At 71.4% G+C, this 14,921-nt stretch carries 12 protein-coding genes and 1 tRNA gene; 4 read left to right on the top strand and 9 right to left on the bottom strand.

Annotation, left to right across the window (positions count from 1 at the left end):
• Window positions 1-36 precede the first annotated feature (36 nt).
• Window positions 37-1,155: a glycosyltransferase gene (locus tag OG338_RS26580; RefSeq protein WP_405939752.1), complete on the bottom strand. Its 1,119-nt coding sequence runs from the start codon at window positions 1,153-1,155 to the stop codon at window positions 37-39.
• Window positions 1,156-2,395: 1,240 nt separating this feature from the next.
• On the opposite strand from OG338_RS26580, the gene OG338_RS26575 reads away from it, so the two are divergent.
• The 3 genes from OG338_RS26575 (at window position 2,396) to OG338_RS26565 (ending at window position 4,984) form a co-directional block, all read left to right on the top strand.
• Window positions 2,396-2,620: a hypothetical protein gene (locus tag OG338_RS26575; protein ID WP_405939751.1), complete on the top strand. Its 225-nt coding sequence runs from the start codon at window positions 2,396-2,398 to the stop codon at window positions 2,618-2,620.
• A gap of 388 nt (window positions 2,621-3,008) precedes the next feature.
• Window positions 3,009-3,218, top strand: coding sequence for an ATP-binding protein (locus OG338_RS26570; RefSeq protein ID WP_405939750.1), 210 nt, complete (start codon window positions 3,009-3,011; stop codon window positions 3,216-3,218).
• Between the two features lie 158 nt (window positions 3,219-3,376).
• On the top strand, window positions 3,377-4,984 hold the full coding sequence (locus OG338_RS26565) for a protein kinase domain-containing protein (RefSeq protein WP_405939749.1): 1,608 nt from the start codon (window positions 3,377-3,379) through the stop codon (window positions 4,982-4,984).
• 88 nt (window positions 4,985-5,072) lie between these two features.
• On the opposite strand, the gene OG338_RS26560 is transcribed toward OG338_RS26565, so the two are convergent.
• Both OG338_RS26560 and OG338_RS26555 read right to left on the bottom strand, forming a co-directional pair.
• Window positions 5,073-5,894 carry an RNA methyltransferase gene (locus OG338_RS26560; RefSeq protein ID WP_405940534.1) on the bottom strand — a complete coding sequence of 274 codons (822 nt, stop codon included), beginning with the start codon at window positions 5,892-5,894 and terminating at the stop codon, window positions 5,073-5,075.
• Window positions 5,895-6,004: 110 nt separating this feature from the next.
• Window positions 6,005-6,089, bottom strand: a tRNA-Leu gene (locus OG338_RS26555).
• A gap of 171 nt (window positions 6,090-6,260) precedes the next feature.
• Here OG338_RS26555 and OG338_RS26550 point away from each other — a divergent pair.
• Window positions 6,261-7,565 carry a DUF2254 domain-containing protein gene (locus OG338_RS26550; protein WP_405939748.1) on the top strand — a complete coding sequence of 435 codons (1,305 nt, stop codon included), beginning with the start codon at window positions 6,261-6,263 and terminating at the stop codon, window positions 7,563-7,565.
• 25 nt (window positions 7,566-7,590) lie between these two features.
• Here the strand turns inward: OG338_RS26550 and OG338_RS26545 are convergent, their stop codons facing one another.
• From OG338_RS26545 to OG338_RS26520, 6 genes are all read right to left on the bottom strand, one after another.
• Entirely contained in the window at window positions 7,591-8,601 is a 1,011-nt protein-coding gene (locus OG338_RS26545; protein ID WP_405939747.1) for a sugar phosphate isomerase/epimerase family protein, read from the bottom strand.
• Window positions 8,602-8,615: 14 nt separating this feature from the next.
• Complete coding sequence (locus OG338_RS26540; RefSeq protein WP_405939746.1) at window positions 8,616-9,830, bottom strand: Gfo/Idh/MocA family protein; 1,215 nt, start codon at window positions 9,828-9,830, stop codon at window positions 8,616-8,618.
• 50 nt (window positions 9,831-9,880) lie between these two features.
• On the bottom strand, window positions 9,881-10,921 hold the full coding sequence (locus tag OG338_RS26535) for a substrate-binding domain-containing protein (protein WP_405939745.1): 1,041 nt from the start codon (window positions 10,919-10,921) through the stop codon (window positions 9,881-9,883).
• A 59-nt stretch (window positions 10,922-10,980) separates the two neighbouring features.
• Window positions 10,981-12,015, bottom strand: coding sequence for an ABC transporter permease (locus OG338_RS26530; protein WP_405939744.1), 1,035 nt, complete (start codon window positions 12,013-12,015; stop codon window positions 10,981-10,983).
• The gene (locus tag OG338_RS26525; protein WP_405939743.1) at window positions 12,012-13,538 is read right to left on the bottom strand and encodes a sugar ABC transporter ATP-binding protein; all 1,527 of its coding nucleotides are present in this window, start codon (window positions 13,536-13,538) and stop codon (window positions 12,012-12,014) included. Before OG338_RS26525 ends, OG338_RS26530 begins: the two co-directional genes overlap by 4 nt.
• Before the next feature lie 61 nt (window positions 13,539-13,599).
• Window positions 13,600-14,781, bottom strand: coding sequence for an ROK family protein (locus tag OG338_RS26520; RefSeq protein ID WP_405939742.1), 1,182 nt, complete (start codon window positions 14,779-14,781; stop codon window positions 13,600-13,602).
• Between the last annotated feature and the right edge of the window lie 140 nt (window positions 14,782-14,921).

Here is a 14,921-nt window from a genome sequence, read left to right as displayed (position 1 = left end):
CGGTGATCGAGGTTGACTTCGAGTCCGCGGGCGAGGCTAAATTTCGGCCGCGGGCCGCCCGGACGCCTCCCCCTCGATGCTGTTCGATTTTTCGGCTTGACGAGCGAGGGCGAAATCGCGATTCCGCAGTGTTTGCGTGCGATGCGCTTCCGGCAGGTCAGGAATGGCCAGGAGACGGTCGCACGCATCGAGGGAACCCTCCACATCCCCTGCCCAGTAGGAAACGATGGAATATTCGAAGAGCAGCCCCCACTTATAGACCCATGGGTGAGTGAAGAGGATATCGTCAGGCTCCGTGCGATTGATCCCCGCACACGCAAAGGCATGACCGGCGCGATAGTTTCCACGCTTCCGCAGCCGTGAAACCAACTCGAAGCACGCTTCCAGACGCTGCGGCCGCTGCTCCCATGCCCGCGAGAGGGTATCCATGGCTCCCGGCCAGTCACCGGACTCATCCTTGAGGATTCCTGACTGCAGGAGCGAGTAATAGACCTCCTCTCCCCAGCCGCCCATCTCCGCACGGCGTTCGTAAAGGGCGATCGCCTCCTCGACGCGGCCCATGTCACGCATGGTCTGGGCCAGGTAGAACGTGCTGCGCGCGTTCGCGGGATCGCGTTCGAGCTCCGAGCTGAGCAGGGCCACGTCCCGCTCGAACTTGTCGTGCCGGGAGCCGCCGTCGGCGAAGTGCTCGATCACGAGGGCGTCGAGGTTCTCCTCGTCGTGCACCTCGTCGGCTGTCAGGTACTCGTGCGTCACACCCTCGTAGCGCCAGTGCAAATCGCCACGGACAAGACGCTTGATCCGGTAGGCGAGGCTGCCGGCGTGCCGGATCATGTAGGACGCACAGGTCAGAGGAGGCAATGGCCCTTCTAGCCGAATGGTCATGTCGGCGTCGATCAGAAGCAGGTAGTCGGCTTTCCCTCGGGCGCGTTGGATGTTCAGCGTACGATTTGTCCCGAAGTCAACCCAGGGGTCATCGTGCAGCTCACCAGGGACGCCATCGAAGGATTTGCGAATCAAATCCTGGGTCCCGTCCGTCGAGCCCGTGTCAGAGATGATCCAGGTGTCGACGATGTCACGCACCGAGGCGATACACCGCTCAATTACGGCCGACTCGTTCTTCACGATCATGCACAGGCAGATGGTCGGTTTCATTGTCCTGGCCCTACCTTCGAGTTCCCAATCGAGCATGCCGATAAAAGCCTGAATCGCGTGGAGGAAGTCGCCGCAATCACTTTAGACACTTCGACACCAAGGATTGTCGACGCAACGCCGGTTCTTGTTATGAGCGACCTGGGTCAGGAAATGACATGCGCATTACGATCGACGGCGGGCAGTGCGAGCGAAGCCACTCGCTTCACACAACGTGCGCAAAGCGTTGCAGATGGTAATGATGAGGGTGTTGCCCCTTCCGGGGCGACGTGACCATTCGGCTTCGCGAAATCAGGAGAACCGCATGAGTCCTGACCCCAGGACACGTTCCTCACTCGGACCGCTTCCGCTTCCCGGCCGGAGCGCGTGGGTTGCGGGCAGTAGCCTCGCATCCATCGCTCTCGTGCTCACGGGCATGGCCAGCCCAGCTCTCGCAATGGAGCGCACCAAGACCGTCGGAAGCATAGCCTCGGCTACCGACCCGGGTGGCGAAGGGTGCCGAGAGGGCCAGAGCCACTGCGAGCAGGGCCACAAGGGCCACAAGGGCGACAACGGCCACGAGGGCGATAACGGCCACGAGGGCGATAACGGCCACGAGGGCCAGACCGGCCCGACGGGGCCGGCGGGTCCCACGGGGCCGACGGGTCCCACGGGCCCCACGGGGTCGACGGGTCCCACGGGGCCGACGGGTGCGACCGGCCCGACGGGTGCTGACGGTGTCGACGGCGCAACCGGTGCCACCGGACCGGCCGGCGCTGACGGTGTCGACGGCGCAACCGGACCCACCGGACCCGCCGGCGCAGACGGCACCGACGGCGCAACCGGACCCACCGGACCCGCCGGCGCAGACGGCACCGACGGCGCAACCGGACCCACCGGACCCGCCGGCGCAGACGGCACCGACGGCGCAACCGGACCCACCGGACCCGCCGGCGCAGACGGCACCGACGGCGCAACCGGACCCACCGGACCCGCCGGCGCAGACGGCACCGACGGCGCAACCGGACCCACCGGACCCGCCGGCGCAGACGGCACCGACGGCGCAACCGGACCCACCGGACCCGCCGGCGCAGACGGCACCGACGGCGCAACCGGACCCACCGGACCCGCCGGCGCAGACGGCACCGACGGCGCAACCGGACCCACCGGACCCGCCGGCGCAGACGGCACCGACGGCGCAACCGGACCCACCGGACCCGCGGGTGCGACTGGCGCCACCGGACCCGCCGGACCCGCCGGACCGGTGGATGCACAGATCGTCTCCCAGGACTACGACGTCCTGTTGGGCGTCAACGCGTCCTACGACTCCCCTGCATGCCCGGCAGGCACCACTCCCATCTCCGGAGGTCTGTCTGCCGGCGGCCTCACCACCGTCCTCGGGCAGTCCTACCCGAACGGAGACCACTGGACCGTGACCGCGACGGCGGGCGCTCTCACCACCATTACGGTCTACGCGATCTGTAGCTGACCGCACACCTCACGTCTCCGCGTTGAGTCCCCGCCGGTCTTCCGGCGGGGACTCAACTCATTGCGGCAACGCCACGCACGAGAGTCGACTCGCCAGCCGCGTCGGCCACTCCGCAGCACCGGCTTCGCGGCCGGTCGATGGCCCCTGTGCAATGTGGCCACCGACCGGCCGCGGGCCTCGGAGCGGACAACACCCGCAGACGGCTGCCCGACGTCCACTGGAGGCCAGGGATACCTCGTGCCATCGGACGTATCCGTGAGGGCAGCTCCGGCAGGGCCCTGTCTCTTTCGGCCACCTCGCCACACTCCCTGTCCCCCGCGCGTACAACCACCTCGCGACCGCACGCCACCCCTGGTCACCGTGAGCGACACCGCGAAAGCGTAGGAGCATGACCAGTAACACGCCCCTCCCCGTCCGGCCGGCCGCCGAACCGCCGGATGCCAGGGGCGACGTGGACGGGGACGGTAACGAGGGCAGGGGGCTGCTCCTGGTGGCGGCGCTGACTGATCGCTGGGGCTGGTTCCCGTGCGCGGACGGGCCCGGCAAGACGGTCTGGGCCGTGGTGGAGGCGCTTTCCGTGCAGGACAGCGCCCTGTGACCGGAAAGCGGCCCTCCGCGACGACCGACGCCGTCGCCGCTGGACCGGCGATCACCCTTCCGGGGAGACTAACTCCCGACGATGCCGGAGCCGGGGCCGTCCGCACGCGCCGCGCGTGCCCGGCCCCGCACCCGCACGTACGCACACCCGGGGGCAATGTGCCGCAGCAGCAGTCGGTCGCAGGCCGGTACGACCTCATCGAACCGCTCGCCAACGGCGGCATGGGCGACGTGTGGCGCGGCTACGACACCGTGCTGGACCGGCCCGTCGCGGTGAAGCGGATCAGGCCGCAGGCCGTCGCCGACTCGCCGACGCTGGCCGACGAGTTCGCCAAGCGGTTCCGGCGCGAGGCGCGGATCACCGCGCGCATCCAGCACCCTGGCGTGCCGCAGGTGTACGACGCGGTGCTCGACGCCGGCCACGACCGGCTGTTCCTCGTGATGGAGCTGGTGGACGGCCTGCCGCTGTCCGCCTGCATCCACCCGGACCGGCCGCTCCCGGTCGGCTGGGCGGTCGCCGTGGCGGCGCAGGTCGCCACCGTGTTGTCGCACGCACACGAGGTTCCGGTCATCCACCGCGACCTGAAGCCGGGCAACATCCTGGTCGCGCGCGACGGGACGGTGAAGGTCCTCGACTTCGGGATCGCCGCCATACTGCGCACCGATGTCACCAAGCTGACCGCGACCGGGAGCCCGGTCGGCACCTACCAGTACATGGCGCCGGAGCAGGTGCGGGGCGGACGGATCTCGCCGCAGACCGACCTCTACGCGCTCGGCTGTGTGCTGCACGAACTGCTCAGCGGCCGTGTGCTGTTCAGCGCGGACAGCGAGTACCTGGTGATGTACCAGCATGTGAACGCCGCGCCCACCCCGCTGCGGGTGCTGCGCCCGGAGGTGCCGCAGGCCCTGGAGGAGCTGGTTCTCCAGCTGCTGCTGAAATCGCCGGAGGCACGTCCGGCCGATGTGCAGGAGGTGTACGAGCGGCTGCGGCCGTTCCTGCCGCCGCCGGGCGAGAGCCCTGCGCCGGGGGACGCCGGGCCGGCGGGTGTGCCCGATCCGACGCGGATCTTCCGCGATCCGTACGCGCCACGGGCACGGGCCGGGAGCGGGCGCGCCACCGCACCGGCGAACGCCCCGGAGGCGCCCGTCGCCGTCCCCGTACCGGCGCGGCTGCGCGAGGAGATCGACGCGGCCTACGCCCATTCCGACGCCCTCCTGGAGGAGGAGCGGTTCGCGCAGGCCGCGGAGGTGCTCGGCGAGGTCATCGAGCCCGCCGCACGGGCCCTGGGCGCGGAGAGCAAGCGGGTGCTGGCGCTGCGCAGGAACCGGGCGGCGGTCCAGCTCCTCGGCGGGGACTACCGGGCGGCGCTGCCCGAGTTCGATGCGCTGGCCGACGCGTACGCGCGTACGGAAGGGCCGGCCGGCGCGTCGGCGCGTGCCTGTCGCGCCCAGGCCGCCCGCTGCCGCGCCGAGCTCGGGCGGGCCACCGACGCGCTCGCCGAACTGCGCACCCTGCTGGCCGTCGTACGGTCCGTCGACGGCGACCTGAGCGAGGAGGCGGTCGAGCTCCGCCGTGACATCGGGATGCTGCTGCTCGCCCAGGGGCAGGCGGCCGAGGCGGACCGGATCCTGCGGCCACTGCACGAGGACCTGTGCGTGGTCTTCGGCCCCGAGGACGAGCTGAGCGAGGAGGTGGCCGAGGCGCTGGCCCTGATCGGCCTAGGTCTCGACGGACCGGCTGTTCGTCGCCTGCACCCGGGCGCGTGACGGGCTGTACGTGTCGTGGTCGGGGGCGCCGAGTGCGTTCCTGGTGGAGGCGGGGCTGGGGCGGAGCCGGTAGGGTCACCGGCCGCGCTCAGCCCCCGCGCTTCGCCAACCGCTGTCGGCGCGCCTCGTACAGCACGATCGACGCCGCGTTCGACGCGTTCAGCGAGCTGGCCGAGCCCGTCATCGGGATGCTGATGACGTGGTCGCAGCGGTCGCGCCAGGCGCTGCTCAGACCCGCCGTCTCGTTGCCGATGAGCAGCAGGACGGGCTGGGTCAGGTCGAATTCCGAGGCGTCGCACTCGCCGTCCTCGTCGGTGCCGACGACGACCACGGGGCGCCCTCGGTCGCGTTCCTCGTCGAGCCAGGCGCCGACCTCGTGGTGGGAAGGGGTGCGGACGACGGGGAGAGCGAAGAAGGAGCCGGTGGTGGCGCGGACCGCCTTCGGGTCGTACGGGTCGGCAGCGTGGCCTGTGACGATCAGGCCGCGGGCGCCGAAGGCGTCGGCGGAGCGGACAATGCTGCCGATGTTGCCGGGCTGGGTGGGGCGGTCGAAGACGAGGCCGAGGAAGCCCTCGTCGACGCGGATGCGGGACAGGTCGTCCGGCTCCATCTCGACCACGGCCAGCACCTCCGGGGCGCCCTCCGCCTTCTCGCTCAGCTCCGCGAGCAGGTCGGGGGCCATGGCGATGCGTTCCGTGCTGATGCCGCGCACCAGCTCCTCCGCCCAGCGGGAGAGCGGGCGGCTCGCGTCGTAGAGGAGGGAGCGGATCGTCCAGCCGTGCTCGACGGCCATGGTGATCGGCCGGACGCCCTGGACGATGAACTCGCGGGCGCGGCCGCGCTTGGTCCGGTTGGTGAGCAGCGTCTGGAACTGCTGAAAGCGGGCGTTGCGGGTCGTGATCCGCTGCACAGCCACCGGGGGTCCTCCAAGGGGTGATCGGCTTCTCCGGCGGCGGCGCGGGGCCGCCCCGGAAACCAGAAATTCCCACGGTTCGCGATGAACCGTGGGAACTGGATGAGTGTCCGAGGGGGGACTTGAACCCCCACGCCCGATAAAGGGCACTAGCACCTCAAGCTAGCGCGTCTGCCATTCCGCCACCCGGACCAGGTGATCCGCCCCGGTTTCCCGCGGCGACAAGAAAACAATACCAGCCATTCGTCATGCCTCTCACCTGCATATCTGGTGGTCGGCCCGCGCATACGTACGGACCGTGCCGCCGGAGGGTCGGCGGCGGGTTCCACCGGCGGCCGGGCGGGGCGGGTTACGTTCGCCACCATGAGTGATCGCGGCTCCCGTCCTCCCCGTGCGCTGTCGCCGCTGCGCGAGCATCTGCGCGAGACCTTCTGGTTCGCCCCGGCCATGACGCTCGTCGTCGCCTGCCTGCTCTGGTTCGCCGCCTCGGCGCTGGACGAGCAGATCGTCTCGTATCTGCGCGACGAGCAGGCGTACGACGAGATCCAGGATCTGGTGAAGGTCGCCGAGGACACCAAGCAGATCGTCGTCACGGTCAGCTCGGCGATGATGACCTTCATCGGTGTGGTCTTCAGCATCTCGCTGGTCGCGGTGCAGATGGCGAGCGGCCAGCTCACACCCCGGGTGGTGCGGATCTTCGTACGGAGCCGGATCAGCAAGCTGACCCTGTCGGTGTTCCTCGCGACGTTCGTGTTCTCGCTGCTGGTCCTCAGCTCGTACGAGAGCGAGACCGACCCGCGCCGGGTCACCTCGCTGCCGTTCGTGCAGAGCGTGCTGACCGCCCTGCTCGTCGGGCTGAGCCTGCTCCTCTTCATCGCGTACGTGAGCTCCACGCTGCGCCTGATGCAGATCGGACCGGTCCTCGACCACATCACCCGGGACACCTCCCGGGTGCTCGGCCGGATGCCCGCAGGACGCCCGGGCGGGGAGCCGCTGCCCGAGGAGACCGGGCAGATCCTGTACGAGGGCCGGGCCGGGGTCCTCCGCGATGTCAATGTGGCCCGGCTGGTCCGGGCCGCCCGGCGCCAGGGGGTGGTGCTCCGGCTGGTCCCCCGGCTCGGGGACTTCGTGGTGCCGGGGACGCCGGTGCTCGCCGTGCACGGCGGGGCGGCGCCGGCCCGGCACGCCCTGCGGTACACGGTCTCGGTGGGCGTGGAACGCACCCTGCACCAGGACCTGGCGTTCGGGCTGCGCCAGCTGTCGGACATCGCGCTGCGGGCGCTGTCCGCCGCGACGAACGACCCGACGACGGCCGTGCAGTGCCTGGACCGGATCGTGCAGTTCCTGGCGGCGGCGGTGCGGCTGCCGCTGGGCACCGTGCACCACCGGGACCGCAAGGGCGCGGTCCGGCTGGTGCAGGAGGTTCCGTCGTGGGAGGACCTGGTGGACCTGGGTTTCGAGGAGGTACGCCGGTGTGCGGCGGGGGTTCCGCAGGTGACGCGGCGGCTGCTCGCCGGGATCGACGACCTGATGCCGCTGGCCGGGCCGGACCGCCGGGGCCCGCTCGTCCGGCACCGCGCCCTCACCGTACAGGCGGTGGAGCACGCGGTGCCGGACGCCGCCGAGCGGGAGTTCTCGCTGCTGCCCGACCGGCAGGGCATCGGCTGAGCGGTCCGGTCCGGTCCCCGTTTCCTCAGTCCTTGTCCTTGCCGCCGAACGCCGCGTCGAAGGACGCGCTCGGCGGGTCGAAGTCGTACCGCTTCAGGGCGGCCAGCGCCTCCGGTGCGCCCGCCAGCCGGTCCATGCCGGCGTCCTCCCACTCCACCGAGACCGGGCCCTCGTAGCCGATGGACCGCAGCATCCGGAAGACGTCCTCCCAGGGCACATCGCCGTGTCCGGCGGAGACGAAGTCCCAGCCCCGGCGGGGGTCGCCCCAGGGCAGATGGGAGCCGAGGCGGCCGTTGCGACCGTCGAGGCGTGTGCGGGCCTCCTTGCAGTCCACGTGGTAGATCCGGTCCCGGAAGTCGTACAGGAAGCCGACCGGGTCCAGGTCCTGCCAGACGAAGTGGCTCGGGTCGAAGTTGAGCCCGAAGGCCGGACGGTGGTCCACCGCTTCGAGCGCGCGGTGCGTGGTCCAGTAGTCGTACGCGATCTCACTGGGGTGCACCTCGTGGGCGAAGCGGACGCCCTCCGTGTCGAAGACGTCCAGGACCGGGTTCCAGCGTTCCGCGAAGTCCTGGTAGCCGCGCTCGATCATGTGCGGCGGGACCGGCGGGAACATCGCGACCAGGTGCCAGATGGACGAGCCGGTGAAGCCGATGACGGTGTCCACGCCGAAGGCGGCGGCCGCCCGGGCGGTGTCCGCCAGCTCGGCGGCGGCCCGCCGGCGCACCCCCTCGGGCTCGCCATCGCCCCAGATGCGGGCGGGCAGGATGCCCTGGTGGCGTTCGTCGATGGGGTGGTCGCAGACGGCCTGGCCCACCAGGTGGTTGGAGACCGCCCAGCACTTCAGGCCGTACTTGTCGAGCAGGGCCCGGCGGCCGTCCAGATAGGCGGGGTCGGCAAGCGCCTTGTCCACCTCGAAGTGGTCGCCCCAGCAGGCGAGTTCGAGGCCGTCGTACCCGAAGTCGCGGGCGTACCGGCAGACCTCCTCCAGCGGGAGGTCGGCCCACTGGCCGGTGAAGAGGGTGAAGGGACGGGACATGGGGGCGGGACCTCCTAGAGGGTTACGGGGGTGAGGACGGAGTTCTTCGCGGCGCTCTCCTCCACCGCGGCCAGCACGCGCTGCACCTGGAGGCCGTCCGCGAAGGTCGGGACCGGCGGGGCGTCGCCGCCCGCGAGGGCGCACACCACGTCCCGGGCCTGGTGGACGAAGGTGTGCTCGTAGCCGAGGGTGTGCCCGGGCGGCCACCACGCCGCCAGGTAGGGGTGCTCGGGCTCGGTGACGAGGATGCGCCGGAAGCCGGCCGTGGCGGCGGGTTCGGTGTGGTCGTGGAAGGACAGTTCGTTGAGGCGCTCCAGGTCGAAGGCGAGCGAGCCGCGCTCGCCGTTGATCTCCAGGCGCAGGGCGTTCTTGCGGCCGGCCGCCATCCGGGTCACCTCGACGGACGCCAGGGCGCCGGAGGCGAGCCGGCCGGTGAAGGCGGCGGCGTCGTCCACGGTGACCGGGCCGGTGTCCCCGGCCGCCGCCCCGCCGCCGAGTCCCCCGGCCGGTCCGGCGGGCCGGGGGCGTTCGCGTACGAAGGTCTCGGTCAGCGCCGACACCGCGACCAGCCGCTCCCCCGCGAGGTACTGCGTCAGGTCCACCACATGGGCCCCTAGGTCCCCGAGCGCGCCGGAGCCCGCGCGGTCCTTGTCGAGGCGCCAGGTGAGCGGGGACGCGGGGTCGGTCAGCCAGTCCTGGAGGTAGACGGCGCGGACGTGGCGGAGGGTGCCGAGGCGGCCGTCGGCGATGAGCCGGCGGGCGTGGGCGAGGGCGGGCACCCGGCGGTAGTTGAAGCCGACGAAGGCGGACCGGCCCCGGGCGGCGGCGCGCCCGGCCGCCGCCGTCATGGCCTCCGCCTCGGCCACGGTGTTGGCGAGCGGCTTCTCGCAGAGGACGTGCTTGCCGGCGTTCAGGGCGGCGACCGCGATCTCCGCGTGGCTGTCGCCGGGGGTGCAGATGTCGACCAGCTGCACATCGTCGCGGGCGATCAGGGCGCGCCAGTCGGTCTCGGCGGCGGCCCAGCCGTGCCGGCCGGCCGCGGCCCGGACCGCGGTGCGGTCGCGGCCGCAGACCGCGGCGAGGACCGGTCGCATGGGCAGGTCGAAGACGTGTCCGGCGGTGCGCCATCCCTGGGAGTGGGCGGCGCCCATGAACGCGTATCCGATCATGCCGATCCCGAGCGTCGGCGGCGCTGCCGTCTCCTGCCGGGTCTGATCCCTCTGGGCCATCCGGGGCTTCCTCCTCGTCGGTGGTTCGGCGGGTGCGGCGGCGGTGCGGCTCAGTTGAAGCCCGTCGGCAGGTACTGGTCGGCGTTGTCCTTGGTGACGACGGCGGAGTACAGGGTGAGGCTGGTGGGGATCTCCAGTTCGGCGAGGCCGGACACGCCCTTGGACTGGCCGAGGGCGCGGGCCAGGTCGATGGCGGACGCGGCCATGGTCGGCGGGTAGAGGACGGTGGCCTTCAGGACGGTGTTGTCGGCCTTGATGGCGTCCATCGCGGACTTGGCCCCGGCGCCGCCGACCATCAGGAACTCGTCGCGCCCGGCCTGCTGGATCGCGCGGAGTGCGCCGACGCCCTGGTCGTCGTCGTGATTCCACAGGGCGTCGAACTTCTTCTGCGCCTGGAGGAGCTGCGCCATCTTCGCCTGGCCCGACTCCACGGTGAATTCAGCCGCCTGACGGGCCACCAGCTCGATGTTGGGGTAGTTCTTCAGCGCGTCCGCGAAGCCCTTGCTGCGCTGCTTGGTGAGTTCCAGGTTGTCGATCCCGGCGAGTTCGACCACCTTGGCGTTCTGCTTGCCCTTGAGCTGTTCGCCGATGTACGTACCGGCGTTGAGGCCCATGCCGTAGTTGTCGCCGCCGACCCAGCAGCGGTATGCCTGCGGCGAGGCGAAGACGCGGTCGAGGTTGATGACGGGGATGCCCGCGCGCATGGCTTCCAGGCCGACCTGGGTGAGGGCCTTGCCGTCGGCGGGCAGGACGACCAGGACGTCGACCTTCTTGTTGATGAGGGTCTTGACCTGGCCGATCTGGGCGGCGGTGTCGTTGGAGCCCTCGGTGGTCTCCAGGGTGACCTCGGAGTATTTCTTCGCCCGGGACCTGGCGTTCTCGTTGATGGCGTTGAGCCAGCCGTGGTCGGCCTGGGGTCCGGCGAAGCCTATGGTGACGGGCTTGCCCGGCTTGTCGTCGGCGGCGGGCGCCCCGCTCTGCGCGGGGGCGTCCTTCTCCTTGGGCTCGTTGCTGGTGCAGGCGGTGAGGAGGGCGCCGGCGGAGACGGCTGCGGTGCCGAACAGGAGCCCTCTGCGACTGGTTTGCGGCATGGCTGTGGAACCCTTCATCCGGTGGGTGGGTGTGCGGGGGTATGAACGGGCCGGGCGGGTCAGGTCTCGGTGCGGGCGGTGCGGCTCTGGACGAGGACGGCGGCGACGATGATCGCGCCCTTGGCGATCTGCTGGACGTCGCTCTGGAGGTTGTTGAGCGCGAAGATGTTGGTGATCGTGGTGAAGATCAGCACGCCGAGGACGGAGCCGGTGATGGTGCCGCGTCCGCCGCTGAGGAGGGTGCCGCCGATGATCGCGGCGGCGATGGCGTCGAGTTCGTAGAGGTTGCCGGCGGTGTTCTGGCCGGAGCCCGACAGGATGATCAGCATGAAGGCGGCGATGCCGCAGCAGAGCCCGGACAGCAGATAGAGGTAGAGCCGCTGGCGGCGGACGTCGATGCCGGCGAGCCGGGCCGCTTCGGCGTTGCCGCCGACGGCGACGGTGCGGCGGCCGAAGGTCGTACGGTTCAGCAGCAGCCGGCCGGCGACGGTGACCGCCGCGAAGATCAGGACGAGCGGCGGGATGCCGAGGACGTAGGAGCCGGGCAGGCCGAGGTCCAGGACCGCGTCGACGGTGACGATCTGGGTCCTGCCGTCGGTGATCATGAGGGCGACGCCGCGCGCCGATGCGAGCATCGCCAGCGTCGCGATGAACGGCACCACCCTCCCGTACGCGATGAGCACCCCGTTGACCAGACCGGCGCCGAGGCCGACGAGCACGGCGGTGAACAGGATGCCCGCGAGCCCGTATTCCTGGGTGGCGACGGTGCTCGCCCAGACGGAGGCCAGGGCGACCATGGCGCCGACCGAGAGGTCGATGCCGCCCGAGGTGATGACGAAGGTGACGCCGACGGTGACGACACCGATCACCGATGCCTGGGTCAGGACGAGTTGGAGGTTTCCGGTGTCCAGGAAGGCGTCGGGTTCGGTGAATCCGCCGACGGCCACCAGCACGGCGAGGATGCCGAGCAGGGACAGGATGTGCAGGTCGGGCCGCCGCCCGAGGGTGCGCCGGGGTCCGTACTTCTTCAGGGTCACCGGGGCGGGGCCCCGGTCCGGCCCGCTCTGCCGCGCCGTGGGAACGGGGTGGGTCATGGCGTCGGGCTCCCTTCCATCACGAGGTCGAGTACGCGGTGCTCGTCCAGGTCCGTGGCGTCGGCGGTGTGCATCACCCGCCCTTCGCGCAGGACGAGCACCCGGTCGGCGAGGCCCAGGACTTCGGGCACTTCGCTGGAGACGAGCAGGACGGCCAGCCCTTCGTCGGCCAGCCGGCGGATCACGGCGTACAGCTCGGCGCGGGCGCCGACGTCGACGCCACGGGTCGGTTCGTCCAGCAGCAGCACCCGGCAGCCGCGCAGAAGCCAGCGGGCCAGGACCGCCTTCTGCTGGTTGCCGCCGGAGAGGGTGCGGACGGGGGTGTCCGGGTTGTCGGGGTGCAGCGACAGGACGCGGGTGGCCTCGCCGGCCGCCTCGCGTTCCGCACCGCGGTCCAGCCAACCTGCCCTGGAGTAGCGGGACACGGTGGACAGCGAGACGTTACGGGTGACGGATTCGAGCATCAGCAGGGCCTGGGCCTTGCGCTCCTCGGGGGCGAGGCCGATGCCGGCGGCGACGGCGGAGCGCACACTCCCGGGCCGCAGCGCCTTCCCGTCGACGGTGACCCGCCCCGAGGTGGCCCGGCGCACTCCGTAGACCGTCTCCAGGATCTCGGAACGCCCGGACCCGACGAGCCCGGCGAGGCCGACGATCTCCCCGGGCCGCACCTCCAGGTCGACCGGGGCGAACTCCCCGTCCCTGGCCAGCCCTTCGACGGTGAGTACGGGGGCGGCCCCGGCGCGTCCGGAGGGTGGCGGGGTGCGGGGCGGGAAGACGTACTCCACCTTGCGGCCCGTCATCAGCGCCACGATGTCGTGCGTCGGGGTGGTCTCGGCGGGCAGCCCGGCGGCGACGGCCCGGCCGTCCTTGAGCACCGTCACCCGGTCGCCGATGCGGCGGATCTCCTCCAGGCGGTGCGAGATGTAGACGACGGCGACGCCCTCGGCGGTCAGCGAGGCGATGATCCGGAAGAGGTTGCCGACCTCGTCGGGATCGAGCGCGGCGGACGGCTCGTCCATCACGATGAGCCGTACGTCGCGCGAGAGCGCCCGGGCCATGGAGACGATCTGCTGCTGGGCGGCGGAGAGTTCACCGGCTGGGCGGGCCGGGTCGATCTCCGGGTGCCCGAGCCGGGCCAGCAGGGCGGCGGCCTCGGTGCGGGCGCGGCGGGCGCGGACGACGAATCCGGCGCTGGTGAACTCGTGGCCCAGGAAGACGTTCTCGGCGACCGACAGGCCCCGGACCAGGTCGAGTTCCTGGTAGATGGTGGCGATGCCGAGGCGCATCGCGGCCGGCGGGGACCGGAGTTCGGCGGGGGCGCCGCGCCAGGTGATCTCGCCGTCGTCGGGCTGGTGGGCGCCGGCGAGGACCTTGATGAGGGTGGACTTGCCGGCCCCGTTCTGGCCGAGGAGGCAGTGGACTTCGCCGGCCTGGACCTCCAGGTCGACGCCGTCGAGGGCACGGACACCGGGGAAGGACTTGGTGATGCCGGACATGGTGAGCAGCGGTGGTTGCGGAGCCATGACGAATCCCCTCGGCGGACGAGGTGTGGGTATGTGGGGGCCGTGTGGGCGGCCGGGCGGGTCAGGCGGGTGAGAACAGGTGGTCGCTGATGAGCCTGGCGCCGCCGGTGACTCCGGCGGCGGGTCCCAGCTCGCCCAGGACGATCGGTAGGTTGCCGGTGGCCAGCGGCAGGGAGCGCCGGTAGACCTGGGCCCGGACGGCGGCCAGCAGGGTGTGGCCGAGTCCGGTCACCCCGCCGCCGATCACCACCAGGGCGGGGTTGAAGAAGCTGACGAGGCCCGCGATGACCTGGCCGACGCGATTGCCGCCCTCGCGGATCAGGACGAGTGAGGTGGCGTCCCCGGCGGCCGCGGCGGCGGCCACATCGGCGGCGGTGAGCCGGCCGGACGCCGCCAGCCGGGCCGCGAGCTCCTCGGACCGGCCGGCGCGGGCCGCGTCCTCGGCGTCGCGGGCCAGCGCGGCGCCGCTGAAGTGGGCTTCCAGGCAGCCCCGGTTGCCGCAGGCACAGAGCCGGCCCCCGGGTTCGACCTGGATGTGGCCGATGTCGCCGGCGCTGCCCGTCGCGCCCCGGTGGACGGTGGAGCCGACGACGATGCCGCAGCCGATGCCCGTACCGATCTTGACGCAGAGGAAGTCGCCGACGGAGCGGGCGACGCCCGCCTGCTGCTCCCCCAGGGCCATCAGGTTCACGTCGTTGTCGACCATGACCGGGCAGCCCAGCTCCTGGCTGAGTGCCTCGCGGACCGGGAAGCCGTCCCAGCCGGGCATGATCGGGGGTGCGACGGGGACGCCCTCGGGGAAGCGGACCGGTCCGGGGACGCCGATCCCGGCGCCGTCGAAGCTGTCGGCGAGCCCGGCGTCCCGGAGCTTCGCCGCCACGGACAGCACCTGCTCGAAGACGGCGACGGGCCCTTCGCGTACGTCCATGGGGTGGTTGAGGTGTCCCAGGACCTCCAGCTCCGCGTTGGTGACCGCCACGTCGACGGAGGTGGCGCCGATGTCGACGCCGAGGAAGCGCAGGTGCGGGGCGAGCCGGATGTTGTGCGAGCGGCGGCCGCCCCGGGACGCGGCGAGCCCGTCGGCGACGACGAGTCCGGTCTCCAGCAGCCGGTCGACCTCGACGGCCAGCTTGGACCGGGAGAGGTCGACCCGATCGCCCAGCTTCGCCCGGGAGTTGGGCCCACCGTCGCGCAACAGCTTGAGCAGGCGCGCCTGGTGGGCGTTCGCGGGTCGTGCCGTCATACGTCTCACGCGCCCCTCCCGCCTCGTCGGCCTGTCCGCCGGGCTTGGGAGGGGAACGTAGCAGCGGTTGCCGGGGCTGGGAAGAAGTCGCGCGGAAATCCGGCGGACTTTCGCCACTCCGAGGACAAAGGTGCCGCCCG

This window comes from Streptomyces sp. NBC_00726, from assembly GCF_045161735.1.
Lineage (GTDB): Bacteria > Actinomycetota > Actinomycetes > Streptomycetales > Streptomycetaceae > Streptomyces.
Note: the sequence above shows the minus strand (reverse complement) of the source record. Positions and strands in the feature narration are given on the sequence as shown.